Here is a 23,996-nt window from a genome sequence, read left to right as displayed (position 1 = left end):
GAGGCGCTCTGCGGTCGCCTCGGCCTAGCGGATCGTCCGCGTAAACTGGATCAGCGGCCGGCCATGATGCGCCGATGGCTCGACATGGGCGTCGATCGAGAAGACATCGCGCAGCAGCTGTTTCGTGAGCACCTCTTCCGGCGTGCCGCAGGCGACGATGCGGCCCTCCTTCAGCACCAGGAGCCGATCGCAGAACATGGCCGCGTGATTGAGGTCGTGCAGGGCGATCACACTGGTGAGCGGCAGATCCGAGATCAGCGACAGAAGCGCGATCTGGTGCTGCACGTCGAGATGGTTGGTCGGTTCGTCGAGGATGATTTCCTTGGGGGCTTGCGCCAGCGCCCGGGCGATATGCGCCCGCTGCCGCTCGCCGCCGGAGAGGCTTTGCCAGCTATGGTCCCGCTTTGCCACCATGCCGGCCCGCTTCAGCGCCTGCTCGACGGCTGTCTGGTCTTCGGCAGTCCAAGCGGAGAACATCGAACGATGCGGAAAGCGACCGAGCTTGACGACATCCACGACCTTCAGATTGGCATTGGTCGTCGCATGTTGCTCCACGAAGGCGACGCGCTGCGCCATGGTCTTGCGGGAGATCGACTGGATGTCCTGGCCGTCGAGGCTGATGGCGCCCGTGTGAGGACGCTTCAATCCTGCCAGCAGCCGCAGCAGCGATGTCTTGCCGGAGCCATTGGGGCCGAGCAGGCCGAGCATCTCGCCGGGGCGCGTGGCAAAGCTCACCTGGTCGAGAATGATCTTCGACCCGATCTTCCAGGTGATGGTGTCGGCCGTGATGCTCATGTCGGGCGCTGAAAACGATAGAGGATGATCGAGAAGACCGGCACGCCGACGAGCGCGGTCACGACGCCGATTGGCAGTACCTGCTGCGGCACCAGGACGCGCGAGGCGATGTCGGCGAGCACCATGAAGATGGCCCCGCCGATCGCGCAGGCCGGAAGCAGGCGGATATGCAGCGGTCCGACCAGGAAGCGGGCGGCATGCGGGATGACGAGGCCGATGAAACCGATCGAGCCGACCATGCTGACGATAGTCGCCGTCAGAAGTGCGGTCAGACAGAAGAGCGCGAGCCGGGCGCGGCCGACATTCACGCCGAGTGCGGCGGCGGCCTCGTCGCCGAATGCGAAGGCGTCGAGGATGCGGGAATAGGCGAGGCAGGCGATCAGCCCGAGCCCGACGACCACAGAGACCAGCATGAATTCCGGCCAGCGCACGCCGCCGAAACTGCCGAGCAGCCAGAACATCACGTCGCGCGCCTGCTGGGCATTGCCGGCAGTCGTCACGACATAGGAGGTTGCGGCGTTGAAAAGCTGGGAGGCGGCGACGCCAGCGAGTATCGTGCGGTCGGCCCCGCCACGCGTGCCGTTGGAGAGGAGCGCGACGAAGAGGAAGGCGGCGAAAGCGCCGGCGAAAGCGCCGGCCGAGAGGGAGACAGCACCTGAGCCGAAGCCGAGGATGACAATGCCGACCGCCCCCGTGGATGCACCCGCCGAAATGCCGAGCACATAGGGCTCGGCCAGCGGGTTGCGCAGCAGCGACTGCATGATTGCGCCCGAGATCGCCAGCCCCGAACCGCAGAAGGCAGCGACGAGCGCGCGGCTCAGCCGGTAATCCCAGATCACGGCCTCATGAATGCGATTGAGCTCGGCTGTCGTCCAGCCGAGCTTGTTGGAGATCGCAAGGAAGGTGGTGGTGATCGGGATCGGCAGGTCACCGATCCCGACACTCAAAGCCACCACGAAGACGACGGCAGTCAGCGCCAGCGCGATCAGCGCTGAAACGCGAAACACCTGCGCTGTACCCGCCGACTGTCTCACCTGATCAGACCGCGTGCCTTCAGCTGCTCGGCAACCTGTTCGGCGCCGTAGATGGTGCGGATCGTCGGGTTCATGGCCTGGCCGTCCATGACGACGATGGCATTGTTCTTGACGGCCGGCATCTGGCTGGTCGCCGGATCAGAGGTCAAGAAGGCAATCTTGGCTTCCGGCTTGTCGAGTTCCCAGCGATTGCGGTCGAGGCTCGCAACGACGATGACGGAGGGGTTGGAAGCGATGATGCTCTCCCAGCCGAGCGCCGGCCATTCGGCTTCCGTGTCGATTGCGTTCACGCCGCCGAGTACGTCGGCGATATAGCCGGATGCACCGTTCTTGCCGCCGAGATAGGCATCGGCAGACGGCGACTGGCTGGAAAACCAGAAGACATAGGAAAGCTTCTCGTCCGAGGCCGGCACGGAGGCGCGAAGAGCTGCCTCGCGGGCCTTGAAGTCCGCGATCAACGCCTGGCCGCGATCGGCAACGTCGAAGATCTGCGAGAGTTCGTCGATCTCCTGATAGAGGCTGTCCATGCTCCAGAGCTTGTCACGGGCGCCGTAGAGATCGGTATCGTCCTTTTTCTCCAGGCAGGTGCTCGGCGAAAGATAGGTCGGGATCTCGAGTTTGGTGAAGTCTTCGCGCTTGGCGACCTTGCTGTCCGGGCCAATCAGGCTCGGCAGGGCAGCGGCAACGAAGTCGGGGTTCTCAGAGAGAATGGCTTCGAAGGTCGGGAACTCCACGGTGAGCAGCTTTACCTTGGCATTGGCCTCGGCCAGTTCCGGTAGCACCTTGCTGGGCCAGAAGGCCGTGCCCGCCATCTTGTCTTCGAGGCCGAGCAGCAGCATGATTTCCGCGCTGTTCTGGCCAAGACCGATCGCCCGTTCCGGCGCCTTGGCGAAGGTGACATCGACGCCGCAGTTCTTGATCGTCAGCGGATATTGCGTTGCCGCCGAGGCGGACGTCGCCAGAAAGCCGAGGGCAGCGACGCCGGCAGCAAGCAGTACGGAAGAGAATTTGGTCATGGGAGGATCCTGCGAAACACGATGGCAGCCACCTACTCCCAAACGCATTTGCAAACAAGATAGAAAAAGTCATGTTAACGCGCTACCCGCGTCAACAGCCGGATTTGCCGGTTGCGCTACCGTCTTCAATGCCCGTTCCAGCACCCGGAAAGGGCGAGCATCGCCCATATGCGCGACGTTGAAGCGCATGAAATCGTCCGATGACAGCGAGGGGCTGAAGACATTGCCTGGCGCCAGCACCACGCCCTGCGGCAGGGCGGCCTGCGCAAGCGCCGTGGAACTGACCCCTTCAGGCATCCGGCACCAGAGATACGGACCGCCACGGGGCATGAGCAAGGGATGGATACCAAGATCCCCGAGCCGGATCCCCACCGCGCGTCGTTCCGTGTCGAGGCGGCGATGCAGCTGCTCGAGGTGCTTGCGATAGCCGCCGCTCGAAAGCACGCCGTGGATCGCCTCGGTCGCGACCTGGCTTGGACCGCCGAACTGGATCGCGACCTGCAGGTCGGTCAACAGCTGGATGCGCTCTGGATCTGCGGCGATGAAGCCGGCGCGCAGCGAAGCCGAGATGGTTTTCGAAAAGCTGCCGATCCGGATGACGCGGGAAAGCCCATCGAGCGTCGCAAGCGTGATCGCCGGCTCAGGCTCGAAATCAGTGAAGATGTCGTCTTCGACTACCAGCATGTCCGAACGCGAGACAATGCCGAGCAACTGGAAGGCAACCTGCGGCGAGAGCGTTGCCCCGGTCGGATTGTGCAGGCCGGAATTGGTCAGATAAAGCCGCGGTGCCTCCCGCGCGACGGCGGCCTCGAAGGCAGCGATGTCGGGGCCATTTTCCGTATAGGGCACGGGGATGACGATGGCCTGATGGGCGCGGAGCAGCGTCTGGAAATTGAAGTAGCAGGGATCGTCGACGATCACCCGGTCGCCGGGGCGCAAAAGCAGCCGGCAGACGAGATCGAGCGCCTGAGTGGCAGAGCCTGTGAGCAGAACTTGATCTTCGGAAAGCGGAATCGACTGCTGACGCAGCCGGGTTTCGACAAAGCGTCTGAGCGCTGCACTGCCCCGCGAGGGGCTGTAATCGGTGGTGAGACTGGTCGCCTGGCGCAGAACGTTGCGCAGGCCGGCATGCAAAAGCGCGGTCGGCATCCAGTCCGGCGGCAGCCAGCCGCAGCCGGGCTTCGATGTGCCGGGATCGGCATCGAGCGCCTGACGCGCCACCCAGAAGGGGTCGACCTCCGGCGGCCTTGGCGGCTCGAGGCGGACGAGGGGTGCGGGCGTGCGGCCAGCCTCGGTGACGAAGAAGCCGGAGCCCGGGCGCGGGCGGATCAACCCTTCGGCGGAGAGCCGGTCATAGGCCTCGACGACGGTGGAGGGCGATACCGAAAGCTCCGCAGCCAGCCGGCGGATCGAGGGCAGTCGGTCGTTGGGTACCAGTTGGCCCGAACCGATGCGGCTGCGAATGTCGGCCATGACCTGCGCCGTCCTTGAGGCCGGCATCTCGGGTGGTTGAACGCGCTCGTTCATCTGTATGGCCTTTGTCATCAATACAGTTTGGCCAGATTGTATCGCTCCGTCTCTGTAAAGACCAGAGGCTTCGCGCGAAACGGAGGGACGATAATTAGGAGACGAAAATGACGACGTCCTGGAAGGCCTGGGTTAGCGGTTTCATCGGTGTGCTGATTTTCAGTGGCTCACTGCCGGCAACGCGCGTGGGCTTGGCCGATTTCGCCCCGCTGTTCCTGACCTCGGCCCGCGCCGTGATCGCGGCTGGGCTGGGCGCTGTGCTTCTTATCGCACTCAGGGAAAGGCGCCCCCTGCGCAGCGATCTGCTGTCGCTAGGGATCATAGCCCTCGGCGTTGTTGTCGGTTTTCCGCTGCTGACGGCGCTGGCGCTGCAGAGCATCACATCCGCCCAGTCGATCGTCTTCATCGGTCTGCTGCCGCTTTGCACGGCGCTGTTCGGCGTGTTGCGGGCCGGCGAGCGTCCCTCGGCAGTGTTCTGGATCTTTTCCGTGACTGGGGCGGCTTTGGTCGCCGGTTTTGCGATGGCGACCACAGCGGATATGGCCATTTCGGGTGCTGGGCTGATGATCGCGGCGGTGATCGCTTGCGGCCTGGGTTATGCCGAAGGTGCACGCCTATCGCGCCGCCTCGGAGGCTGGCAGGTGATCAGTTGGTCGCTGGTCCTGTCGCTGCCGGTGATGCTGCCGCTCGCGCTCTGGACCATCCCGATGGATCTCGGCGCGGTGTCGACATCCGGCTGGGTGGCGCTCGCTTACGTCTCGCTGTTCAGCATGATGATCGGCTTCATCTTCTGGTATCGCGGTCTGGCGCTGGGCGGCATCGCTTCGGTCGGGCAACTGCAGCTGCTGCAACCCTTTCTCGGTTTCGTGCTTGCCGCAGGGCTGCTGCATGAGAAGGTGAGCCTTCCCATGCTGGCCACAGCCCTACTCGTGGTGCTCTGCGTGGCGGGTAGCCGGCGCTTTGCTTGAGGGAGCATGTCCAGCAAAAGTGCGTCAGCGGTTTTGCGTCCGGACTGCGTAAAAACCAGCCGACTTAGCGTCCTGCCATCTTGGCCATGGCCTCGCCATAGCGTGCGCCGGAGACCTTGTCGGGCGACACCACGGCCGAAAGCGTGGCGAGGTCTTCGGCCGAGAGCGTGATCCCGGTCGCATCGATGTTGCTGTCGAGATTGGCGATCTTGGTCGTGCCCGGGATCGGCACGATGAAATCGCCCTGGGCGAGTACCCAGGCGAGCGCCAACTGGCCGGGCTTCACGCCCTTGTCCGCCGCCATGGTTTCGAGCGCGGTAACCAGCGCTAGGTTGGCATCGAAATTCTCCTGGTCGAAGCGTGGCAGACCACGGCGGAAGTCGTTTTCGCCGAGCTTGGAGAGATCCTTCAAAGCACCCGTCAGCATGCCGCGACCGAGCGGCGAAAACGGCACGAAGCCGATGCCGAGTTCGCGGCAGGTGTCGAGCACGCCATTGGTTTCCGGGTCGCGGGTCCAGAGCGAATATTCGCTCTGGATGGCGGAGATCGGATGCACGGCGTGCGCTCGCCGGAGCGTCGCCGCACTCGCTTCGGACAGGCCAAGAGCCTTGACCTTGCCCTCCTTCACGAGCTCGGCCATGGCGCCGACCGTTTCCTCGATCGCGACATCGGGGTCGACGCGATGCTGGTAGAAGAGGTCGATGACCTCGACACCGAGCCGCTTCAGCGAGGCCTCGGCGACGGCCCGAACATGCTCCGGCCGGCTGTCAACGCCAGACGGACGCGCGGCCTTCGCCTCGTCGCCGACGGTGAAGCCGAACTTGGTGGCGATCACCACGTGCTCGCGATGCCGCTTCAGGCCTTTTCCGACCAGTTCCTCATTGGTGAAGGGACCATAGACCTCTGCCGTGTCGAAGAAGGTCACGCCGCGTTCCACCGCGTGGTCGAACAGCTTCTGCGCCGTCGCCTCGTCGATATTGGTGCCATAGCCATGGCTCATGCCCATGCAGCCGAGGCCAATGGTCGAGGTGGTGAGCGTGCCGAGGGTGCGGGTCTTCATGATCATGCTCCGGCCTGGTTGAGTTGCTTCATCTGCGCGGTCGTCAGCTCCAGTTTGCCGGCCGCGATCAGGCTCTCGAGCTGGCGCAGGCTGGTGGCGGACGCGATCGGCGCGGTCACGCCGGGCTGTGCGGCGATCCAGGCGATCGCGACGGTTGCCGGACTGGTGCCGGTTTCAGCCGCCACCTGGTCGAGAGCGCCCAGTATATCGAAGCCGCGCGTGTTGAGATAGGGCTCCATGTCCTCGCCGCGTGCCTTGCCTTCGGTATCGGCAGCGCTGCGATATTTGCCGGTGAGGAAGCCCGAGGCCAGCGCGTAATAGGTGATCACGCCGATCTCCTCGCGCTGGCAGAGCTCTGCGAGTTCACCCTCGAATTTCGAGCGAGTATAGAGATTGTATTCCGGCTGGATGACGTCATAGCGCCCCACGCCGGCCTTGGCTGCCGCATCGAAGGTCGCCTGCAGCTGTTCGGCATCGAGATTGGAGCAGCCGATTGCCCGCACCTTGCCTTCATCCTTGAGCTTGCCGAAGGCGGCGAGGCTTTCCTCATCGTCCGTTTCGGCATCCGGCCAATGGGCCAAATAGAGATCGATATAGTCGGTCTGCAAGCGGCGCAGCGAATCCTCGACGGCCTCCGCGATGCGGCGGGCGCTGAGACCCCGCTTCTTGCCGCCGAGATCGGCGCCGACCTTGGTAACGATGACGGCATCCTCGCGCTGCACACCACCGCGCTTCAGCCATTTGCCGATGATCGTCTCGCTTTCCCCGCCGACATTGCCGTCGACCCAGAGCGAATACATGTCGGCAGTATCGATCGTGTTGAAGCCGGCCTCGAAGAAGCGGTCGAGAATGGCAAACGACGTCTTCTCGTCGGCCGTCCAGCCGAAAACATTGCCGCCGAGCACGACGGGAGCGATCGAAAGGCCGGTGCGGCCGAGAGCACGTTTCTGCATGGAAAGCCTCGGGAAGAGATGGGGGATCAAGGGTCGACGCTATCAAGCGTCAGTCGAAGGCACCATTGAAAATCTTTGATGGGTTCTGAAGCTGGACTATCGATAGTCCAGTCCCGACCTCGATATGGGCCTTGTATTGCGGCTTTCCAGTGTTGCTGCCGCTTTCAGTTCCCAGTCTTCCGAAAGGCGCTGGGCGACAGGCCGTGATGCTGGGAAAAGACCCGGCGCATGTGGCGCGAGGAGGCAAATCCGGCGCGCAAAGCGAGGTTTTCCATGTCGAGCCTCGATTGCTGGAGCAGCTCCTGGGCGAGCGTCACCCGCATCAGGTTGACGTAATCGACGACTGACTGACCGACATGTTCGCGGAAGAGGCGGGACAGATGCCGTTCGCTCAAATGCGCGATCTCGGCGAGCCCCGGCAGCGACCAGTCGCGCGCTGGATCCGCCATGATCGCATCCTGGGCCCGGTGGATGGCCGGATGAATATGGTTGCGGCCCGAAAGCCAGGGCGAGAGCTGAGGGTCCTGGCCGCTGCGCCGGAGATAGATGACCATCTTGCGGGCAGCGGCGAGTGCTGACTGCGGCGAGGCGAAGCGGCTGACGACATGCAGCATGAGGTCGATGCCGGTCGAGATGCCCGCACTCGAAAAGCGGTTGCCATCTTCGACATAAAGCCGGTTCTCCAGAACACTCGCCGTTGGGGCAAGTGCCCGGAGTTCGTCGAGGCAATCTGCGTGCGTGGTGCACTGATAGCCCTCCATCAGCCCGGCGGCCGCAGCAAGCAGCGCGCCGGAGCAGATGGTGACGAGCCGCGTGTCTGGCCTGACCGTGCGGGCGAGCCAGCGCGTCAGTATCTTCAGTTCGGCCTCGCGGGCGATCTCTTCCGCGCCGACGGTAAGGCTGCCGGAAATGACAAGGATCGCATTCTCAGGCAGCGTCTCAGGCAGGGGTTCGAGACCGTCAATCATGAGCGCGATCGAGGTCTGCTGCCGCGATTGGGCAGAAATGTAGCGATAGTCGAAACGGACCCGGTCCTGTTCCTGGTTCGCGTAGCGCAGCACCTCCAGCGGACCGGCGATGTCGATCAGCAGCGTGTCGGGCGGAACGAGGATGAAGACCGGGATCACGTCCATCGTGGGTGGTCTCAGGCGGCGGTCAACAGCGGCGCAAGCGCCTGCTCGACGGTCACGATCCGGGCGAAGCGGTTGGCGAGCACTAGCTCCGTCCGAATGCGGATATCGTCGGCGGTAAAGACCCGGCCGGATGCATGCGTCATCGGGAAGGTCAGCGTCGCCTCGGTGACGAAGTCGACCGCGAAGCCGAGATCGGATGCATGGCGTGTCGTGGTCTCGCAGCACTGCTCGGTGCGGATGCCCGAGACGATCACGCGGGAGATGCCCTTTTCGCGCAGCCAGGCTTCGAGACCGGTGTCCACAAGTGCGGAATGCACGCCCTTGTGGAAGGTTACGTCGGGGTCGATGCAGATCTCGTCGAGTGCCCGGATGAAGCCGCTTTCCAGCCGGAAGGCCGCGTCCGTATCGACGTGGAAGATCTGCACGGTCGGCATGCCGGCGGCCTTGGCTCCGTCGATCAGCGCCTGCTGCCTGGAAAGGTAAGCGGGGAGTTCCGATGCGTCCCAATAGGGCGCATGGCGAAAGCTTTCCTGGACGTCGACCACGATGAGGGCAGTGTCATGAGCGGACATATTCGTCTCCTGTCGTTGCGATGACATCTAGCATATGTCCCGGCATTCAGGACACCATGCGCGGCCCGGACGAAGATGGGACATATTCGGCCATTCGCCTTTCTGTCCGCGCGGGCAGATTGTCTGACAACCCGTTGCGCCCCGCCTGTGCTTCGCCTAATGTCCGCCGCGACATTTTCGAGGAGGAATAAAGATGCTGCGTTTTGGAATTCTGTCGACGGCCAAGATCGGTCGCGAGCTTGTCGTGCCGGCCATCCAGGATGCCGAAAATGCCGTGGTGACGGCAATCGCCAGCCGCGATCTCAGCCGGGCGCGCGAGATGGCCGATCGCTTCTCGGTGCCGCATGCCTTTGGCTCGTATGAGGAAATGCTGGCCTCCGACGTCATTAATGCCGTCTACATACCGCTGCCGACCTCCCAGCATGTCGAGTGGGCGATCAAGGCCGCCGACGCCGGCAAGCATGTGCTCTGCGAAAAGCCGATCGCGCTAAAGGCTGAAGAGATCGATGAGATCATCGCGGCCCGCGAGCGCAACAAGGTGCTGATCACGGAAGCCTATATGGTGACCTACGCGCCGGTCTGGCTGAAGGTCCGCGAACTGCTGGCTGAAGGCGCCATTGGCACGCTGAAGATGGTCCAGGGCTCGTTCACCTATTTCAACCGCGACCCCGGCAACATGCGCAATATCCCCGAGCTTGGTGGCGGCGCGCTTCCGGATATCGGCGTTTATCCAACGATCACCACCCGCTTCGTCACCGGCAAGGAGCCGGTCCGCGTCCAGTCGACCATCGAGCGCGATCCGGACTTCGGCACGGACATCTATGCGAGCGTGAAGGCGGATTTTGCCGATTTCGAGCTGAATTTCTATGTCTCGACCCAGATGGCCAACCGCCAGCTGATGGTCTTCCACGGCACGGACGGCTTCATCGAAGTGAAGTCGCCCTTTAACGCCGATCGCTGGGGCGCCGAGGAAGTCGAGCTCACCAATCGCGGTCACAACGTCTCGCAGATCTTCCGCTTCCCCGACAGCCGTCAGTACAAGCTGGAGGCAGAGGCCTTTGCCCGCGCCGTGGCTGGCACCAAGGGGGAGGTCGTCACGCTGGAGAGCTCCAAGGCAAACCAGAAGCTGATCGACGCGATCTACCGCGCCGCCGAGAAGGACGGTTGGGAAGCGGTGTAATCAACCGCTTACCCGTCAGCGCTTGAAGACGTAGCGCGAGTAACCAAAGAAGCTGAACAGCATGGCCGCGATGGAAGCAAAAACCAGCGCGGCATAGGGGCTGAGCAGCGGTGCGCCGATCAGGAGCAGGGCGTAGACGCCGTAATTGATCAGCGACGTCACCACGCCGATGAAGCCGTAGCGAAAGCCTTCGCTGACAACAGAGCGCTTCGATGCGCCGAAGGTGAAGTGCCGGTTCAGAAGCCAGGTCGTGGTCATTGCAACGGCAATCGCCACGATCCGCGCAGCAAACGGGCCGATCGGCGTGAAGCTCAGGAACAGCCAGAGCACACCGGCATCCACAAGGAAGCCGGTGGCGCCGACAATGGCGAAGCGCAGAAACTTTCTCATGCCGCCCGCGATGCGTCCTTTGTCGAAACCTTCGACGACCGTTCACGCCGCGGTTTCCCGACTTCCGTTGCCGGCTCCTTGGCGGAAGTCGAAGGGGCAAGTGCCGGCAGCGTCAGATAATGGATCCTCAGCTGCTCGGCCCGCGAACGCGCAAGGGAATCGAGGATGAGCGCTGCCGTGAACGACAGGAAGGACATCATCATCAGCGCTGTGGCGCCGATCCAGGTCGGCATGCGCGAGACGAGGCCGGTGGTGAAGAACTCGTAGAGAACAGGCGCCATGGCGGCGAGGCTGACGCCCATCAGTCCAGCCGCGATCAGGCCGAAAAAGGCGAAGGGCCGCGTTTCCTTCATCAGCATGGCGAACATCCAGAGGATCTTGAAGCCATCCTTGAAGGTCGAGAGCTTCGAATGCGAGCCTTCCGGACGGCGGCCGTAATCGAGTTCGATCTCGCAGACCGGAAGCTTCAGCCGCGAGGCGTGCACGGACATTTCCGTCTCGATTTCGAAGCCGGCGGAAACGGCCGGAAAGCTCTTCACGTAGCGGCGCGAAAAGGCGCGGTAGCCGGAGAGGATGTCGGTGAAGTCGTTGCCGAACAACACGCGATAAAGCTGGTTGAACAGGCGGTTGCCGAAGGCGTGGCCCTGGCGGCCGGCATCGTCCTGCACCCCGCGTCGGGTGCCGACTACCATGTCGACACGTTCGGTGATCAGCGTGCGGATCAGCTCCTCGGCATCGGCAGGGCCATAGGTCCCGTCGCCATCGGCCATGATGTAGATGTCGGCATCGATGTCGCAGAACATGCGGCGCACTACATGACCCTTGCCCTGGCGGCGTTCGCGCACGACGGTCGCGCCCGCGAGCATCGCCTTCAGCGCCGTGCCATCGGTCGAGTTGTTGTCATAGACATAGATCTTCGCCTCGGGCAGGGCCGCACGGAAATCGCTCACCACTTGGCCGATCGTCGCCGCCTCGTTGTAACAGGGCAGGAGAACGGCGATGTCGAGGGAAGAGGCGGCCGTGTGGCTCATCGGGACCTGCTCTGAAGCGCTGGGGTTCGGGCAGCCTGCGGCCACCATTGGTTTTACTATTTCTTGAGAAGGTTAAGGCTAGGTTTCAGGCCATAGCAGTGTTTGAAATACGGTCTGCCGGTTGTTTCTCTGGAGGAAACGCCCCAGGCGGACCCGGAGGTTTGACGAAGCATGGCCGACATCACCCTGCCTGGCGCGTCAAGTTCCCGCACCCCGCGCAGGCTCGTTCTCTGGACGCTGGTATACGGCATCGCGACAATGGCGGTGCTGGCTGCGCTCAACCTGCCGGCCGCCCGGGACTATGTGGGAGCCGACAACGACGATGTCCTGCGGCTTGTACAGGTGCGTGACCTGCTTGCCGGGCAGTCCTGGTTCGACCTGACGCAGTATCGGCTGGGACTTGACGGCGGCACGCTGATGCATTGGTCCCGCCTGATCGATCTGCCGATTGCGCTGCTGATCCGCCTGTTCGCCCAGCTGGTGCCGATGGAGCAGGCCGAAGCACTGGCGCTGATCGTCTGGCCTTTCTTTCTCATTCTGCCGCTAATGGCGGCGGTTGCCGTCGCCGCCCGCCGCATGGGCGATGATGTCACCATGCATCTGGCGCTGATGCTGACGGCGGTCTTCGTCGTTACCGGAAACCGCTTCCTGCCGGGCTCGATCGATCACCACAATGTCCAGCTGGTCCTGGTCGCGACCATGGCGGCCGGGCTGGTAGATCCGGCGCGTGGGCCCGCCGGTCATGCGCTCGGCGGCCTGGCTGCTGCACTCGCGATTGCCATCGGCGCTGAGACCACGCCTCTGGTGGCAACCGTCTGTGCCGCCGTCGGCATCCTCTGGGCACTCGAGGGTGAGGTTTATGCGAAGGCGGCGCGCGCCTTCTCCCTGACGCTTCTGGTCAGCCTGTCTGCCATGTTCTTCGCCACCGTGCCGCCGGTTCAGTATGCGGTGGTGACCTGCGACAGCCTCTCTGTCGGTTTCTATGCGGTCGTCGGCATCGGCGCGGCGTCCCTCTTCGTTGCCACGCAGCTTCCGGGCATGGGCGATCGGCGCTTGCGGATTGCGGCGATCGGCGTGACCGGCGCCGTGGTGCTGGCAGGGGCCGTCACCATCGCGCCGCAATGCCTGCAGAATCCCTTGAACGAACTCGATCCGTTGCTGCATACGCTCTGGCTTTCCGGCGTCATCGAGGCCCAGTCCTTCCTCGATCAGCTCGCCAAGGACCCTGCCGCCTTCGGGGGCTTCTACGCCGTCGGTTTCTTCGCGATTGGCGTCTGCCTGTTTCGCATCGTCAATGGTGATCGGGTTCGCCGTCACGCGATCATGCTCGGTCTCATCGTAGTCTCTTTCGTCATTGCGTTGATCCAGGTGCGCGGGGCGATCTTTGCCAATCTGCTCGCCATCCCGCCGCTGGCGCTTTTGATCGGTGAGCTGAGGCAGAGGGCGCGCGAAGAGCCGGAGCAACTTGGCACCGGCCTGCTGTTTGCGCTCGCCGCCTTCCTGTCCGTGCCGAGCGCCTGGGCGCTCTTCGGTGTGCTCTTCGTCGAGGGAACGGCCGGGGTGACCAACCGGATGAAGGGGCTTGCCCAGACGCCGGCCTCCATGGCCGCCAGCACACCGGCTTGCGACGCGCCGGCAGGCTTCGCGGCGCTGAACGGTCTGCCCGACGGCGTTGTTGTGGCGGCGGTTGATATGGGCCCGGAAATCCTGCGATTCACGCGGCATCGCGTCCTCTCCGGCCCCTATCACCGCAATCAGGGTGGCATGCTGACGGAACTGCATGTGGGGCTGGCCGAGCCGGCGGAGGCAGCCGCCTTTCTGCGCGGCGCCGGCGCGACGATCCTCGTCTTCTGCCCCGACCTTACGCCCACACAGACTATCGCCTCGACCAAAGTCGACGGGCTCTATGCCGGCATGATGAAGGGGGAGGTGCCCGCCTATCTCAGGCCAGTGCCAGTCGAAGGCGCCTCCGGGATGCAAATTTTCCGGGTGGACCTACCCTGAACGGAAAGCGCTTGATGACGGGTCCTTTGGGCTGATCTTGGCCCCGTTTTCCGCTAGGGAAGGGGCATGAGCAATTTCTTCGACAACGATTCGCCGACGAACCTCACCGAATTTTCCGTTTCGGAGCTTTCGGGCTCGATCAAGCGCACCATCGAAACCTCCTTCGATCATGTTCGTGTGCGCGGCGAAATCTCCGGTTATCGCGGGCCGCATTCCTCGGGCCATGCCTATTTCAGCCTGAAGGACGACAAGGCCCGTATCGATGCGGTGATCTGGAAGGGCTCCTTTTCCAAGCTGAAGTATCGCCCGGAAGAGGGCATGGAAGTGATCGCGACCGGCAAGGTCACGACTTTCCCGGGTTCGTCGAAATACCAGATCGTCATCGAGCAGATGGAGCCGGCCGGTGCCGGCGCGCTGATGGCGCTGATCGAGGAGCGTAAGCGGCGCTTTACGGCGGAAGGCCTGTTCGACCCAGCGCGCAAGCAGCTGTTGCCCTTCCTGCCCAAGGTGATCGGCGTCGTCACTTCGCCGACCGGTGCCGTCATCCGTGACATCCTGCACCGCATCTCCGACCGCTTCCCCGTGCATGTTCTGGTCTGGCCGGTCAAGGTTCAGGGCGAAGGCTCAGGCGACGAGGTGGCGAACGCCATCCACGGCTTCAACGCGCTGCAGCCCGGCGGGCTTATGCCGCGACCGGACGTCCTGATCGTCGCGCGCGGCGGCGGCAGTCTCGAGGATCTCTGGAGTTTCAATGACGAGGCCGTGGTCCGAGCGGCGGCTGCGAGCAGCATTCCGCTGATTTCGGCCGTCGGCCATGAGACCGACTGGACGCTGATCGACTATGCGGCAGACGTCCGCGCACCTACCCCAACGGGTGCGGCGGAAATGGCCGTGCCCGTGAAGGCCGATCTCGAGGCGCAGGTGGCCACACTGTCTGCCCGTCTCTCCGGCGCCATGGTCAGGCAGATGGATAATCGTCGCCAGAACCTGCGGAGCCTGGTACGGGCACTGCCTTCGCTCGACCAACTGCTGGCTCTGCCGCGCCGACGCTTCGACGAGGCCGCTTCCGGTCTCGGCCGCAGCCTCGAACTCAACACCATGAACAAGCGCCGCAGCTTCGAACGCGCCGCAGCCAAGCTCTCGCCTGATATGCTGGCACGCCGGCTGATGGAGCGTAAGCAGAAGCTGTCGGAAAATGTCGTGCGCGCCGAACGGGTCATCGAGCGGTTGATCGAACGCAACAAATCGCGCCTCGGCCGCTTCGATGCAACGTTGACGGCCGTGCCAGCGCGGCTGAAGGCGATGACGGAGCGCTCCAAAGACAGGCTGGAAAGCCTCGGCCGTCGGTCCGACAGTGCCGTGATGAATGACCTCCGCCGTGCCCGACAGTCATTGGTGTCGCAGGATCGTGTTCTGCAGTCGCTCTCCTACAAGAACGTGCTGGCGCGCGGTTATGCCGTGATCCGCGACGAGAATGATCGCCCGGTTTCGCGCGCCGAGGGACTGTCGCATGGCCAGGCGATCGCGATCGAATTCGCCGATGGACGCGTGGATGCCGTTGCTGGCGAGGGTGTATCCCCCCCGGAACCGTCGGCCCCGCAGCCGACCCGGGCAGCCGCCGTCTCCAGACCGGCACGCAAGAGCGAGCCGCCCGCCGGGCAGGGCAGCCTCTTCTGATGGTCGCCCGACGCTTCCTCGTCGTGCTCGCCCATCCCCTGCCGGAGAGCTTTGCCGCGTCCGCCGCACGGGCCCTGGTTGAAACGCTGGAAGCGAAGGGCCATCAGGTCGACCTGCTCGACCTCTATGCCGAGGATTTCGACCCGCGCCTGACGGCTGCCGAGCGCGCGGCCTATATGGAGCCGGGCTATCAATCACCTCAAGACGTCTCAGGCATTGTCGAGCGGCTGAAGGCAGCCGACGGGCTGGTGCTCGTCTTTCCGCATTGGTGGTTCAATCTGCCGGCGATCATGAAGGGCTTCATCGACCGCATCTTCGTGCCGGGCGTTGCCTTCGAGCACGATAAGGCCGGCGGACGCATCGTGCCGCTGATGACCCATATCAAGAGCTTCTGGGTCGTGACCTCGACCGGTTCTCCGTGGTGGGTCGTGCATCTCTACATGGGCAATCCTGTCAAACGCATCCTGAAGCGCGGTGTGGCCGCCTTCTGCGCCAAGTCCGTCGATTTTCGCATGCTGGCGCTGCACGACATGGACCGCGCGACGGAAGAGAAGCGCAAAGGCTTCTTGGCGAAACTCAGGGCCGCTTTCGCGAGCATTTGATGCAGAAAACGGGATGCGGTTGCATTCGCGTAAATTACACTTTTGATTGAGATTTGAGCCGGAATGAAAACCGATGGTTGACATTCATTAGGAAGGCGTCTATCTATTGGTCATCGATATTTGCTTGCTGAGCTTTGGTTACCGCGCATCATTTGCGCCCTGTCGAACCTTCTTTCAAAAATCGTTACCTCCGCAGCGCATCCGCGCTGGGGCACTCTATGCGCTATGAAAGGGTTCATCATGACCACTGGCACAGTAAAATGGTTTAATTCCACCAAGGGCTTCGGCTTCATTCAGCCTGACAACGGCGGCCCGGACGCTTTCGTTCACATCTCCGCCGTTGAACGGTCGGGCATGCGCGAAATCGTTGAAGGCCAGAAGCTGGCTTACGACATGGAGCGCGACAACAAGTCGGGCAAGATGTCGGCCTGCAACCTGCAGGCAGCCTGATAGATCCGGGATCCGCTTTCCTTTGACCACGGATGTACTGGCACTGTCGAAGGCACGATCCCACGGAAGGTCAGGCGGTTCGCCTGGCCTTTTTTTATTGCCCGACATGGGCAAGCCTCCTGAAAGGAGATGACATGACCGAGCAACTCACCAAGTCGCGCCAGACCGCCGAGATCGCCTTTGCGAAGACGCAGTCGCAGTTTCTGGCCCGTGGCCGCGCGCTCGACGAGCAGGACGCGATCACCTCCGCCCGTGACGAGAAGACGGTGCGCCTGCGCGAAGCCCGTCTGACCCGCGAACGCGAAGCGCGCGAAAGCGCAACGGCGGCTCTGGTCGCCAAGCGCGCCCGTACCTGACCCCAGTTCCAAGAGATCGGAGCCCCAATGAAATTTACGAGAGACCATGGCCTCGCCGAGCGCCGCACCACCGCAACGGACGCCAAGGCAGCGCTGCTCCAGGCTTACAAGGCCGCCCATGCGGCAGCCGACCCCGAGCGTGAAGCCCGGATGGCTGAACGCGCTGCCCGCGCCGAAGAGCGCGTCAAGCGCCATGCCGAACGCGACCGCCTGAAGGCCGAGGAAAAGATCCGGGCCGAGCAAGAGGCACGCGAGCGCGAAGAAGCGGCTATCGCTGCGGCAAATGCCGAGAAGGACGCCCGTGAAGAGGCCGAAGCATCGCGCATCAGCCGCGTTGTCGAAGACGAAGCCGCCCGCAAGGCCGAGCGCGACCGTCGCTACGCTGCCCGCAAGGCCCGCCAGGGCTGATTGCAGTCACACTCCGTCGTCGGGCTGCTTTGTTGCGGCCCGGATCGGGCGGCGGTGAACACTCCGTCACCACGATCGGTTGCGCGCAACCGGTCAAGCTGATGTGATTATACTGGAAAACCATTCTTCCGATCGCCACATGTCCGGACGAAGCCGGATGTGCTCCCAAGCATCTGGCGAAAAGGAGAATGATCACCATGAAGAAATTCGTCGTCGCCGCAGCCCTTTCTGCGGCAACCTTCGCCGCCTTTCCGGCCAGCGCCGCGACCTATGTCGAGGCAGGCGGCTGGACCCCTCGCGAAATCCTCTTCGGCAAGCAGTATAACGGCAATGTCACCGCGATCCGCGTCGATCGCGGCGGTGTCGACCGTCATACCTATCCGATGCAGGTCACCTACCCCACCGGCAACAGCCTGCGGCTCGCCCAGGCAGCCGTGACGGAAGACCCGAGCCTGACTGCAGCGCTCCAGGTCCGCGGCATTGCCGTGCATAACGTCTTGTGGGTCGAGACCGCCTTCAATGGCGGCAAGATCGTCTATTATCGCTGAGTGGCATTTGACGGCGCGTCTCTCGCGGGAAATCTCCGAGATCTCGCGACATGCGCGCATCACAAATGTCTGATATGACTCCGTCCCAGATCGAGAGCCTGGGAGGGAGTTATGCGCCTTGCAGTCTATAACGTCGAGAACCTGTTTGATCGCGCCAAGGCGATGAACCTGGAGACCTGGGAGGACGGCCGCCCCGTTCTCGAGAAATTCGCCGCTTTGAACGCCTTGCTCGGCGAGGTCACCTACACGCCGGCTGACCGCAGGAAGATGGCGGATCTGATTGTCGAGCTCGGAATGGAAAAGAGCGACACTGGACCCTTTGTCATTTTGCGCCGGAATCGCGGCGGCCTGCTGAAACGGCCGAGCACGGGCGGCGTCGAGATCACAGCGTCTGGTCGCGCCGATTGGGTCGGCTCGCTCGAACTGCGCGACGAACCGATCAACGAACACGCCATGCTCAACACCGCGCGTGTGATCCGCGACCTGAAGGCGGACGTGCTGGGCGTGGTCGAAGCGGAAAGCCGCCCCGTGCTTAAGGCCTTCAGCGACGAGATTCTCGCCTCTGTCGGAGGCACGCCGTTTCGCCACGTGATGCTGATCGACGGCAATGACGAGCGCGGCATCGATGTCGGTCTGATGTCCTGCCCTCAATTCCCGATCGGCCGGATGCGCAGCCATGTCGACGACCGGCTATCCGATGGCAGCGACCGCATCACCTTTTCCCGCGACTGCCCGGAATTCGAACTAACGACCCCGGCCGGCAACAGGCTGCTGGTGATGGTCAACCACTTCAAGAGCAAGGGTTTTGGCGGCAAGGCCGAGTCCGACCGGCGCCGCAAGGCCCAGGCGACGCGCGTTGCCGAAATCGTCAAAGAGCGGCTCGCCGAGGGCTGGGATCATATCGCCGTCATCGGCGACCTCAACGATACGCCTGACAGCGATCCCTTGAGTCCGCTCCTCAAGCATGGCGGCATGACCGATGCCTTCACTCATCCGGCTTTCGACGATGGTGGCTACAAGGGCACCTATGGCCTCTGCAATCCGGGCAACAAGATCGACTATCTGCTGCTCTCGCCGAACCTCATCGACAAGGTGGAAAAGGGCGGAGTGATCCGCACCGGCATGTGGCCGGGATCGAGGCCGAAGCGCTGGGACACCTATGAGGAGCTGAAGAGGCCGCAGGATGCGGCCTCCGATCACGCGGCACTCTGGGTCGATCTCGACATCTGAGGCAAAGGACTCAAGCCCACTCACCCTTGCGCATGACGGGTATCTTCGATCCATCTGCGCGGATGCCGTCGATGTCGACCTTGTCCGAGCCGATCATCCAGTCGATGTGGATCAGCGAGGAATTGCCGCCCTGCGCCTTGATCTGATCCTGGCTGAGCGAGGCGCCATCCAAGAAGCACTTCGAATAGCACTGGCCAAGCGCGATATGGCAGGAAGCATTCTCGTCAAACAGCGTGTTGTAGAACAGCACGCCGGAGGCCGAGATCGGCGAGGAATGCGGCACGAGTGCCACTTCGCCGAGACGCCGCGCGCCTTCGTCGGTGTCGAGCACCTTGTTGAGCACGGCCTCGCCCTTCGATGCCTTGGCCTCGACGATGCGTCCGCCTTCGAAGCGCACCTGGATGTCGTCGATCAGCGTGCCCTGGTGGGAAAGCGGCTTGGTCGAGGAGACATGGCCCTCCACTTTCAGCGCATGTGGCGTGGTGAAGACTTCCTCCGTCGGGATGTTGGGATTGCAGGTGACGCCATTCTTCGCCGTCGAAGCGCCGCCATGCCATTCGTGGCCGTCTGCGAGGCCGACCTTTAGGTCGGTGCCCGGACCGGTGAAGTGGAGGGCAGCAAAGCGCTCGCCGTTCAACCAGGTCGACCGCTTCCTCAGTTCCGCATTGTGCTCGGCCCAGGCCGCGATTGGATCATCGCGATCGACGCGCGACGCGGCAAAGATGGCATCCGCCAGCTTGCGCACGGCCTCTTCGATCGGCATGTCAGGGAAAACGAGCTTCGCCCAGGATGGGTTCGGATAGGAGCAGATGTTCCAGTTGATGTCGAAATTGGAGATATGCTCCAGCGCCGGCTTGTAGGCGATCGAGGTCGCCTTGTTGGCGCGCCCCACCTTGGTCGGGTCTTCCTGCGACAGCAGCAACGGATTGTCGCCAGCGATCGCAAGGCGCGCGGCGCCGTTCTCGTAAGCCTTGGCCATGCCGTCAAAGAGCCAGTTCGGCGCCCGGTCGAAGCTTTCGTCATGACCGTGACGATAACGGGCGAGCGTCGTCTCCTCGTCCGAGTAGAAGGTCGTAACCGTCGAGGCGCCCGCCTTATAGGCATGCGCCGTGATCAGCCGCACCAGCGGCACGGCGACGAGCGGCGCGGTCAGCACCAGGTCCTGACCCTTCTGCAGCTGCAGCCCGACCTTGATCGCCACCTCGGCGAGTTTGTCGAGCTTTACAGGATCAATGGAGGGGGAGAAATCGGGGAGGGTCATCGGGCATTCCTGTTTTGATTGTCACGCCAGACTTAAGGGGAAAGATGGCGAAGTCCAGACCATGGGCAAAGGTCAGGCCACCAGCGGCGCCGCGATCGCGCCGAGCGCCCTGAGCGCATCCTGCGGTGAAAGCCGCACCTGCAGGCCGCGCTGCCCGCCATTCATGTAGACCAGCGCCTCGTCCATGGCTGATATCTCGATTGCCGTCGGCACTTGCTTCTTCTGCCCGAAGGGGCTGATCCCGCCGACGACGAAAACGGTGAGCTTTTCGGCACTGGCGGGCTTCATCATCGCAGCCGATTTGCCCCCGAAGGCGCTGGCCAGCTTCTTCATCGACACTTCCTTGTCGGAGGGAACGACGACACAGACCGGCTTGCCGTCGAGTTCCGCCATCAGCGTCTTCAACACCCGCGAGGGATGCTCGCCGATCGCCTCTGCCGCCTGCAGCCCGATGCGCTCGGCGTGCGGGTCGTAGTCATAGGTCGCGGTGGTATAGGCCACCCCGGCCTTGTCGAGAAACTGCGTGGCGCGGGTGGTCTTCGCCATGGTGTCAGCTCTTGAAGGTCTGCTGATAGACCTCCGGCTTGAAGCCAACCACGAGCGCGCCGCCCACATCGAGCACCGGCCGCTTGATCATCGACGGCTGCTCCAGCATCAGCGCCTTGGCCTTTGCAGCATCGAGGTCCTTTTTCTGTGCGTCATCGAGCTTCTTGAAGGTCGTGCCGGCCTTGTTGAACAGCACCTCCCAGCCGACCTTGCCGATCCAGCCGTCGAGGGTTGCGGCGTCGATGCCCTTGGCCTTGTAGTCATGGAAGTCATGCGCCACGCCTTGGGTCTCGAGCCAGGTGCGCGCCTTCTTCATCGTGTCGCAGTTCTTGATGCCGTAGATGGTGGTGGGCATGCCATGTCTCCTGTTATGATCGACGGATAGCAACAGGCAAGCGCCCATGGCAAGCCGCAGGCTGATTGGCGAAACCGCAGGAAACGGGTTGATCCTTCTCTCTCCGGCCGCCATCCTGAGCATACTTTCAGTAAGGCATCCAACAGGACGCGTGCCATGTCGACCGTGCCTCGTTACACCACCTTCGAAACCGCCAGGGGCTTCTGCTCGATAGCCTGGGGCGAGTTCGGAATTTCCGGTTTCTGTCTGCCGGCAGAAAGCGCGGAGGACCCTCGACGCGCCATGCTCCGGCGTCACCCGACGGGTGTCGAGGCGGAGCCAATGGGCGAGATTGGACGCGTGATCGAGCGCGTGAAGACGTATTTCGTCGGAGACGTCGTCGACTTCTCCGACCTGCTTCTCGACCTGTCGGGCCAGACGGATCTCTATCGGCGGATTTACGATGCCACGCGCCGCCTGGGCTGGGGCAAGGCCACGACCTATGGCAGGCTTGCCGGCGAACTGGAGCTCGGGCCGGCCGGTGCCTGGACCATCGGCCAGGCCATGGCGAAGAACCCCATCCCGCTGATCATCCCCTGCCACCGTGTGCTCGCCGCCGGCGGCAAGCTCGGGGGCTTTTCCGCGCCGGGCGGCACGCTGTCCAAACAGCGCATGCTGGAGCTTGAAGGACTGCCTTCGGTCGAAGCGTCACCCGCTCAGCAGTCTTTCGGCTTCTGAAAGGCGGCACAAAAAAACGGAGGGCGTTGACCCTCCGTTCCAGTCTTCAATGAGTTTTGAGGCAATCGCCTTATTCCCACTCGATCGTGCCAGGCGGCTTCGACGTCACGTCGTAGACGACGCGATTGATGCCGCGCACCTCGTTGATGATGCGGGTGGCAGCCCGTCCGAGGAATTCCATGTCGTAGTGGTAGAAGTCGGCGGTCATGCCGTCAACCGAGGTCACGGCGCGGAGCGCGCAGACGAACTCGTAAGTGCGGCCGTCGCCCATGACGCCGACGGTCTGGACCGGGAGGAGCACGGCAAAGGCCTGCCAGATCGCGTCATAGAGGCCGGCCTTGCGGATCTCGTCGAGATAGATGGCATCGGCTTCGCGCAGGATGTCGAGCTTTTCGCGCGTCACGCCGCCGGGGCAGCGGATGGCAAGGCCCGGACCCGGGAAGGGGTGGCGGCCGATGAAGCTATCGGGGAGGCCGAGCTCCTTGCCGAGCACGCGCACTTCGTCCTTGAAGAGTTCGCGCAAGGGCTCGACGAGCTGCATCTTCATGCGCTCGGGCAGGCCGCCGACATTGTGGTGGCTCTTGATCGTTACCGACGGACCGCCGGTAAACGAGACGCTTTCGATGACGTCGGGATAGAGCGTGCCTTGCCCCAGGAAATCTGCGCCGCCGAGCTTCTTGGCTTCTTCCTCGAAGGTCTCGATGAACAGGCGACCGATGATCTTGCGCTTGGTTTCCGGGTCGGAAACACCTTCCAGCTCGCCGACGAACTTGTCGACGGCGTCGACATGGATGAGGTGCAGGTTGTAGTGTTCCTTGAACATGGCAACGACGTCAGCTGCCTCGTTCTTGCGCATCAACCCGTGGTCGACGAGGATGCAGGTCAGCTGATCGCCGACGGCCTCGTGGATCAGCAGTGCTGCAACCGACGAGTCGACGCCGCCCGAGAGCGCGCAGATGACGCGCTTGTCGCCGACCTGGGCCCGGATCTGCTCCACCGCCTTCTGGCGATAGGCATGCATGGTCCAGTCGCCCTTGATGCCGGCAATGTTCTGCACGAAGTTCTGGATGAGCTTCGCGCCATCGGGCGTATGCACGACCTCAGGATGGAACTGCACGGCGTAATACTTGCGCGCCTCGTCGGCGATAAAGGCAAAGGGCGCGTTGGACGAGGTGGCGAGCACCTTGAAGCCCGGCGGGATCGCGGTGACGCGGTCGCCATGTGACATCCAGACCTGGTGGCGGGAGCCGACCGACCAGAGACCGTTGAAGAGGTCGCAGTCTTGTTCGACCTCGAGGAAGGCGCGACCGAATTCGCGGTGATGGCCGCCTTCGACCTTGCCGCCGAGCTGGGCGCACATGGTCTGCTGGCCATAGCAGATGCCGAAAATCGGAAGACCGCTGTCAAACAGCACCTGCGGCGCGCGCGGGCTTCCCTCATCGAGCGTGGAAGCGGGGCTTCCCGACAGGATGATCGCCTTGGGCTTCAGGCGGTTGAATCCTTCTTCGGCGGACTGGAAGGGGACGATTTCGCAATAGACGCCGGATTCACGAACGCGGCGTGCGATCAGCTGCGTTACCTGGCTGCCGAAATCGACGATGAGAACACTGTCGGGATGTGCTGTCTGGGTCATGGCGAGCCTTTAAAGAAAAAGGCGCCCTGTTTCAATGGCAGATCGCCCAGAGAATCTCGAATTTTTGTGCAGCCTCTCAGCAGAGGGGAGGTTGCTCCGGCGGGCTGATCACCGTGTTGGCCGGCAATAGACGAGCTTCTTCCACGAAACCCGTTGTTTGCCTTGCCATTCATATCTCTGGACGTCGACACCCGATTTATGACTGACGTCCGTGATGATGTTTTCGGTTGTCGGACGCCCCTGAACCTCCGCACATGCCTCTGTAAGGAGCTTGTCGATAAACGCCACCTTAGCCTCCATCGACAGTTCGGACGCGTCGTCCGGCTTGTTGATGACGATTGTCAGATTCGGCCCATACTCCGCAACGCCGCTTTGCATGGCCGTCTGACTGACGAAGTAGGTCTTTCCATCGGGGCCGATAACTTCGCGTTCTCCGGAGCTTGGCAGCCGTTGAGTGTCTTGTGCGCGAGACCTCTCATGCTGTTTCAGCATTTCTTGGATCTCGGGCGGCAGTCTATTGTCAGCCCTCGATGCGCATCCGCCAAATACC

General features: G+C 62.9%; 26 protein-coding genes. 11 read left to right on the top strand and 15 right to left on the bottom strand.

The features are described from left to right. Positions 1–24: 24 nt before the first annotated feature. The 4 genes from QWE_RS05280 to QWE_RS05265 all read right to left on the bottom strand — a co-directional run bounded on the left by QWE_RS05280 (position 25) and on the right by QWE_RS05265 (position 4,318). The gene (locus tag QWE_RS05280; RefSeq protein ID WP_006725057.1) at positions 25–795 is read right to left on the bottom strand and encodes an ABC transporter ATP-binding protein; all 771 of its coding nucleotides are present in this window, start codon (positions 793–795) and stop codon (positions 25–27) included. Beyond that, positions 792–1,802 carry a FecCD family ABC transporter permease gene (locus tag QWE_RS05275; RefSeq protein ID WP_040299563.1) on the bottom strand — a complete coding sequence of 337 codons (1,011 nt, stop codon included), beginning with the start codon at positions 1,800–1,802 and terminating at the stop codon, positions 792–794. The genes QWE_RS05280 and QWE_RS05275 overlap by 4 nt, the downstream gene beginning before the upstream one ends. 23 nt (positions 1,803–1,825) lie before the next feature. Then, the gene (locus QWE_RS05270; protein WP_006725055.1) at positions 1,826–2,845 is read right to left on the bottom strand and encodes an ABC transporter substrate-binding protein; all 1,020 of its coding nucleotides are present in this window, start codon (positions 2,843–2,845) and stop codon (positions 1,826–1,828) included. Between the two features lie 69 nt (positions 2,846–2,914). Beyond that, complete coding sequence (locus tag QWE_RS05265) at positions 2,915–4,318, bottom strand: aminotransferase-like domain-containing protein (protein ID WP_006725054.1); 1,404 nt, start codon at positions 4,316–4,318, stop codon at positions 2,915–2,917. A 161-nt stretch (positions 4,319–4,479) separates the two neighbouring features. Between QWE_RS05265 and QWE_RS05260 the strand changes: the two genes are divergently transcribed. Next, positions 4,480–5,340: a DMT family transporter gene (locus QWE_RS05260; protein ID WP_006725053.1), complete on the top strand. Its 861-nt coding sequence runs from the start codon at positions 4,480–4,482 to the stop codon at positions 5,338–5,340. Positions 5,341–5,404: 64 nt separating this feature from the next. Here QWE_RS05260 and QWE_RS05255 read toward each other — a convergent pair whose 3' ends face one another. The 4 genes from QWE_RS05255 to QWE_RS05240 all read right to left on the bottom strand — a co-directional run bounded on the left by QWE_RS05255 (position 5,405) and on the right by QWE_RS05240 (position 9,058). Continuing rightward, positions 5,405–6,400, bottom strand: coding sequence for an aldo/keto reductase (locus QWE_RS05255; RefSeq protein ID WP_006725052.1), 996 nt, complete (start codon positions 6,398–6,400; stop codon positions 5,405–5,407). Between the two features lie 2 nt (positions 6,401–6,402). After that, complete coding sequence (locus QWE_RS05250) at positions 6,403–7,353, bottom strand: aldo/keto reductase (protein ID WP_006725051.1); 951 nt, start codon at positions 7,351–7,353, stop codon at positions 6,403–6,405. Between the two features lie 164 nt (positions 7,354–7,517). Further along, positions 7,518–8,486 carry a GlxA family transcriptional regulator gene (locus QWE_RS05245; protein ID WP_006725050.1) on the bottom strand — a complete coding sequence of 323 codons (969 nt, stop codon included), beginning with the start codon at positions 8,484–8,486 and terminating at the stop codon, positions 7,518–7,520. Between the two features lie 11 nt (positions 8,487–8,497). Next, the gene (locus QWE_RS05240) at positions 8,498–9,058 is read right to left on the bottom strand and encodes a cysteine hydrolase family protein (RefSeq protein ID WP_006725049.1); all 561 of its coding nucleotides are present in this window, start codon (positions 9,056–9,058) and stop codon (positions 8,498–8,500) included. A gap of 193 nt (positions 9,059–9,251) precedes the next feature. On the opposite strand from QWE_RS05240, the gene QWE_RS05235 reads away from it, so the two are divergent. Then, complete coding sequence (locus QWE_RS05235) at positions 9,252–10,238, top strand: Gfo/Idh/MocA family protein (protein WP_006725048.1); 987 nt, start codon at positions 9,252–9,254, stop codon at positions 10,236–10,238. Positions 10,239–10,253: 15 nt separating this feature from the next. On the opposite strand, the gene QWE_RS05230 is transcribed toward QWE_RS05235, so the two are convergent. Continuing rightward, positions 10,254–10,628 (bottom strand): GtrA family protein, encoded by a 375-nt coding sequence (locus tag QWE_RS05230; RefSeq protein WP_006725047.1) that lies wholly within the window; start codon positions 10,626–10,628, stop codon positions 10,254–10,256. Continuing rightward, positions 10,625–11,659, bottom strand: a complete 1,035-nt coding sequence (locus QWE_RS05225) for a glycosyltransferase (protein ID WP_006725046.1) — start codon at positions 11,657–11,659, stop codon at positions 10,625–10,627. Before QWE_RS05225 ends, QWE_RS05230 begins: the two co-directional genes overlap by 4 nt. A gap of 171 nt (positions 11,660–11,830) precedes the next feature. On the opposite strand from QWE_RS05225, the gene QWE_RS05220 reads away from it, so the two are divergent. The 8 genes from QWE_RS05220 (at position 11,831) to QWE_RS05185 (ending at position 18,934) form a co-directional block, all read left to right on the top strand. Next, the gene (locus tag QWE_RS05220; protein WP_006725045.1) at positions 11,831–13,663 is read left to right on the top strand and encodes a hypothetical protein; all 1,833 of its coding nucleotides are present in this window, start codon (positions 11,831–11,833) and stop codon (positions 13,661–13,663) included. A gap of 66 nt (positions 13,664–13,729) precedes the next feature. Beyond that, positions 13,730–15,340 carry an exodeoxyribonuclease VII large subunit gene (gene xseA, locus QWE_RS05215; protein WP_006725044.1) on the top strand — a complete coding sequence of 537 codons (1,611 nt, stop codon included), beginning with the start codon at positions 13,730–13,732 and terminating at the stop codon, positions 15,338–15,340. Next, positions 15,340–15,942: an NAD(P)H-dependent oxidoreductase gene (locus QWE_RS05210; RefSeq protein ID WP_006725043.1), complete on the top strand. Its 603-nt coding sequence runs from the start codon at positions 15,340–15,342 to the stop codon at positions 15,940–15,942. The genes xseA and QWE_RS05210 overlap by 1 nt, the downstream gene beginning before the upstream one ends. A 240-nt stretch (positions 15,943–16,182) precedes the next feature. Then, entirely contained in the window at positions 16,183–16,392 is a 210-nt protein-coding gene (locus QWE_RS05205) for a cold-shock protein (protein WP_006725042.1), read from the top strand. 134 nt (positions 16,393–16,526) lie between these two features. Beyond that, positions 16,527–16,748: a hypothetical protein gene (locus tag QWE_RS05200; RefSeq protein WP_006725041.1), complete on the top strand. Its 222-nt coding sequence runs from the start codon at positions 16,527–16,529 to the stop codon at positions 16,746–16,748. 27 nt (positions 16,749–16,775) lie between these two features. Continuing rightward, positions 16,776–17,156, top strand: a complete 381-nt coding sequence (locus tag QWE_RS05195; protein WP_006725040.1) for a DUF6481 family protein — start codon at positions 16,776–16,778, stop codon at positions 17,154–17,156. 197 nt (positions 17,157–17,353) lie between these two features. Then, a complete protein-coding gene (locus QWE_RS05190) occupies positions 17,354–17,704 on the top strand; it encodes a hypothetical protein (RefSeq protein ID WP_157790674.1) in 351 nt (116 codons plus the stop codon). Between the two features lie 111 nt (positions 17,705–17,815). Beyond that, positions 17,816–18,934, top strand: a complete 1,119-nt coding sequence (locus tag QWE_RS05185; RefSeq protein ID WP_006725038.1) for an endonuclease/exonuclease/phosphatase family protein — start codon at positions 17,816–17,818, stop codon at positions 18,932–18,934. A 10-nt stretch (positions 18,935–18,944) separates the two neighbouring features. Here QWE_RS05185 and QWE_RS05180 read toward each other — a convergent pair whose 3' ends face one another. The 3 genes from QWE_RS05180 to QWE_RS05170 form a co-directional block, all read right to left on the bottom strand. Continuing rightward, positions 18,945–20,195, bottom strand: a complete 1,251-nt coding sequence (locus QWE_RS05180) for an aminopeptidase (protein WP_006725037.1) — start codon at positions 20,193–20,195, stop codon at positions 18,945–18,947. Between the two features lie 72 nt (positions 20,196–20,267). Next, positions 20,268–20,741 carry a Cys-tRNA(Pro) deacylase gene (gene ybaK / locus QWE_RS05175; RefSeq protein WP_006725036.1) on the bottom strand — a complete coding sequence of 158 codons (474 nt, stop codon included), beginning with the start codon at positions 20,739–20,741 and terminating at the stop codon, positions 20,268–20,270. 4 nt (positions 20,742–20,745) lie between these two features. After that, positions 20,746–21,096, bottom strand: coding sequence for an ArsC family reductase (locus tag QWE_RS05170; RefSeq protein WP_006725035.1), 351 nt, complete (start codon positions 21,094–21,096; stop codon positions 20,746–20,748). 156 nt (positions 21,097–21,252) lie between these two features. On the opposite strand from QWE_RS05170, the gene QWE_RS05165 reads away from it, so the two are divergent. Continuing rightward, the gene (locus QWE_RS05165) at positions 21,253–21,813 is read left to right on the top strand and encodes a methylated-DNA--[protein]-cysteine S-methyltransferase (RefSeq protein WP_006725034.1); all 561 of its coding nucleotides are present in this window, start codon (positions 21,253–21,255) and stop codon (positions 21,811–21,813) included. 70 nt (positions 21,814–21,883) lie between these two features. Here QWE_RS05165 and guaA read toward each other — a convergent pair whose 3' ends face one another. Both guaA and QWE_RS05155 read right to left on the bottom strand, forming a co-directional pair. Next, complete coding sequence (gene guaA, locus QWE_RS05160; protein WP_006725033.1) at positions 21,884–23,446, bottom strand: glutamine-hydrolyzing GMP synthase; 1,563 nt, start codon at positions 23,444–23,446, stop codon at positions 21,884–21,886. A gap of 108 nt (positions 23,447–23,554) precedes the next feature. Beyond that, complete coding sequence (locus QWE_RS05155) at positions 23,555–23,938, bottom strand: hypothetical protein (protein WP_157790673.1); 384 nt, start codon at positions 23,936–23,938, stop codon at positions 23,555–23,557. Positions 23,939–23,996: the final 58 nt, after the last annotated feature.

Origin of the sequence: Agrobacterium albertimagni AOL15 (genome assembly GCF_000300855.1) — a bacterium.
Classification (GTDB): domain Bacteria; phylum Pseudomonadota; class Alphaproteobacteria; order Rhizobiales; family Rhizobiaceae; genus Allorhizobium; species Allorhizobium albertimagni.
Note: the sequence above shows the minus strand (reverse complement) of the source record. Positions and strands in the feature narration are given on the sequence as shown.

Excerpts from the sequence above, each read along its gene's own strand:
- QWE_RS05280 (WP_006725057.1), bottom strand. The coding sequence starts at position 795 with ATGAGCATCACGGCCGACACCATCACCTGGAAGATCGGGTCGAAGATC.
- QWE_RS05270 (WP_006725055.1), bottom strand. The coding sequence starts at position 2,845 with ATGACCAAATTCTCTTCCGTACTGCTTGCTGCCGGCGTCGCTGCCCTC.
- QWE_RS05265 (WP_006725054.1), bottom strand. The coding sequence starts at position 4,318 with ATGGCCGACATTCGCAGCCGCATCGGTTCGGGCCAACTGGTACCCAAC.
- QWE_RS05260 (WP_006725053.1), top strand. The coding sequence starts at position 4,480 with ATGACGACGTCCTGGAAGGCCTGGGTTAGCGGTTTCATCGGTGTGCTG.
- QWE_RS05255 (WP_006725052.1), bottom strand. The coding sequence starts at position 6,400 with ATGAAGACCCGCACCCTCGGCACGCTCACCACCTCGACCATTGGCCTC.
- QWE_RS05250 (WP_006725051.1), bottom strand. The coding sequence starts at position 7,353 with ATGCAGAAACGTGCTCTCGGCCGCACCGGCCTTTCGATCGCTCCCGTC.
- QWE_RS05245 (WP_006725050.1), bottom strand. The coding sequence starts at position 8,486 with ATGGACGTGATCCCGGTCTTCATCCTCGTTCCGCCCGACACGCTGCTG.
- QWE_RS05240 (WP_006725049.1), bottom strand. The coding sequence starts at position 9,058 with ATGTCCGCTCATGACACTGCCCTCATCGTGGTCGACGTCCAGGAAAGC.
- QWE_RS05235 (WP_006725048.1), top strand. The coding sequence starts at position 9,252 with ATGCTGCGTTTTGGAATTCTGTCGACGGCCAAGATCGGTCGCGAGCTT.
- QWE_RS05230 (WP_006725047.1), bottom strand. The coding sequence starts at position 10,628 with ATGAGAAAGTTTCTGCGCTTCGCCATTGTCGGCGCCACCGGCTTCCTT.
- QWE_RS05225 (WP_006725046.1), bottom strand. The coding sequence starts at position 11,659 with ATGAGCCACACGGCCGCCTCTTCCCTCGACATCGCCGTTCTCCTGCCC.
- QWE_RS05220 (WP_006725045.1), top strand. The coding sequence starts at position 11,831 with ATGGCCGACATCACCCTGCCTGGCGCGTCAAGTTCCCGCACCCCGCGC.
- xseA (WP_006725044.1), top strand. The coding sequence starts at position 13,730 with ATGAGCAATTTCTTCGACAACGATTCGCCGACGAACCTCACCGAATTT.
- QWE_RS05210 (WP_006725043.1), top strand. The coding sequence starts at position 15,340 with ATGGTCGCCCGACGCTTCCTCGTCGTGCTCGCCCATCCCCTGCCGGAG.
- QWE_RS05205 (WP_006725042.1), top strand. The coding sequence starts at position 16,183 with ATGACCACTGGCACAGTAAAATGGTTTAATTCCACCAAGGGCTTCGGC.
- QWE_RS05200 (WP_006725041.1), top strand. The coding sequence starts at position 16,527 with ATGACCGAGCAACTCACCAAGTCGCGCCAGACCGCCGAGATCGCCTTT.
- QWE_RS05195 (WP_006725040.1), top strand. The coding sequence starts at position 16,776 with ATGAAATTTACGAGAGACCATGGCCTCGCCGAGCGCCGCACCACCGCA.
- QWE_RS05190 (WP_157790674.1), top strand. The coding sequence starts at position 17,354 with ATGAAGAAATTCGTCGTCGCCGCAGCCCTTTCTGCGGCAACCTTCGCC.
- QWE_RS05185 (WP_006725038.1), top strand. The coding sequence starts at position 17,816 with ATGCGCCTTGCAGTCTATAACGTCGAGAACCTGTTTGATCGCGCCAAG.
- QWE_RS05180 (WP_006725037.1), bottom strand. The coding sequence starts at position 20,195 with ATGACCCTCCCCGATTTCTCCCCCTCCATTGATCCTGTAAAGCTCGAC.
- ybaK (WP_006725036.1), bottom strand. The coding sequence starts at position 20,741 with ATGGCGAAGACCACCCGCGCCACGCAGTTTCTCGACAAGGCCGGGGTG.
- QWE_RS05170 (WP_006725035.1), bottom strand. The coding sequence starts at position 21,096 with ATGCCCACCACCATCTACGGCATCAAGAACTGCGACACGATGAAGAAG.
- QWE_RS05165 (WP_006725034.1), top strand. The coding sequence starts at position 21,253 with ATGTCGACCGTGCCTCGTTACACCACCTTCGAAACCGCCAGGGGCTTC.
- guaA (WP_006725033.1), bottom strand. The coding sequence starts at position 23,446 with ATGACCCAGACAGCACATCCCGACAGTGTTCTCATCGTCGATTTCGGC.
- QWE_RS05155 (WP_157790673.1), bottom strand. The coding sequence starts at position 23,938 with ATGCTGAAACAGCATGAGAGGTCTCGCGCACAAGACACTCAACGGCTG.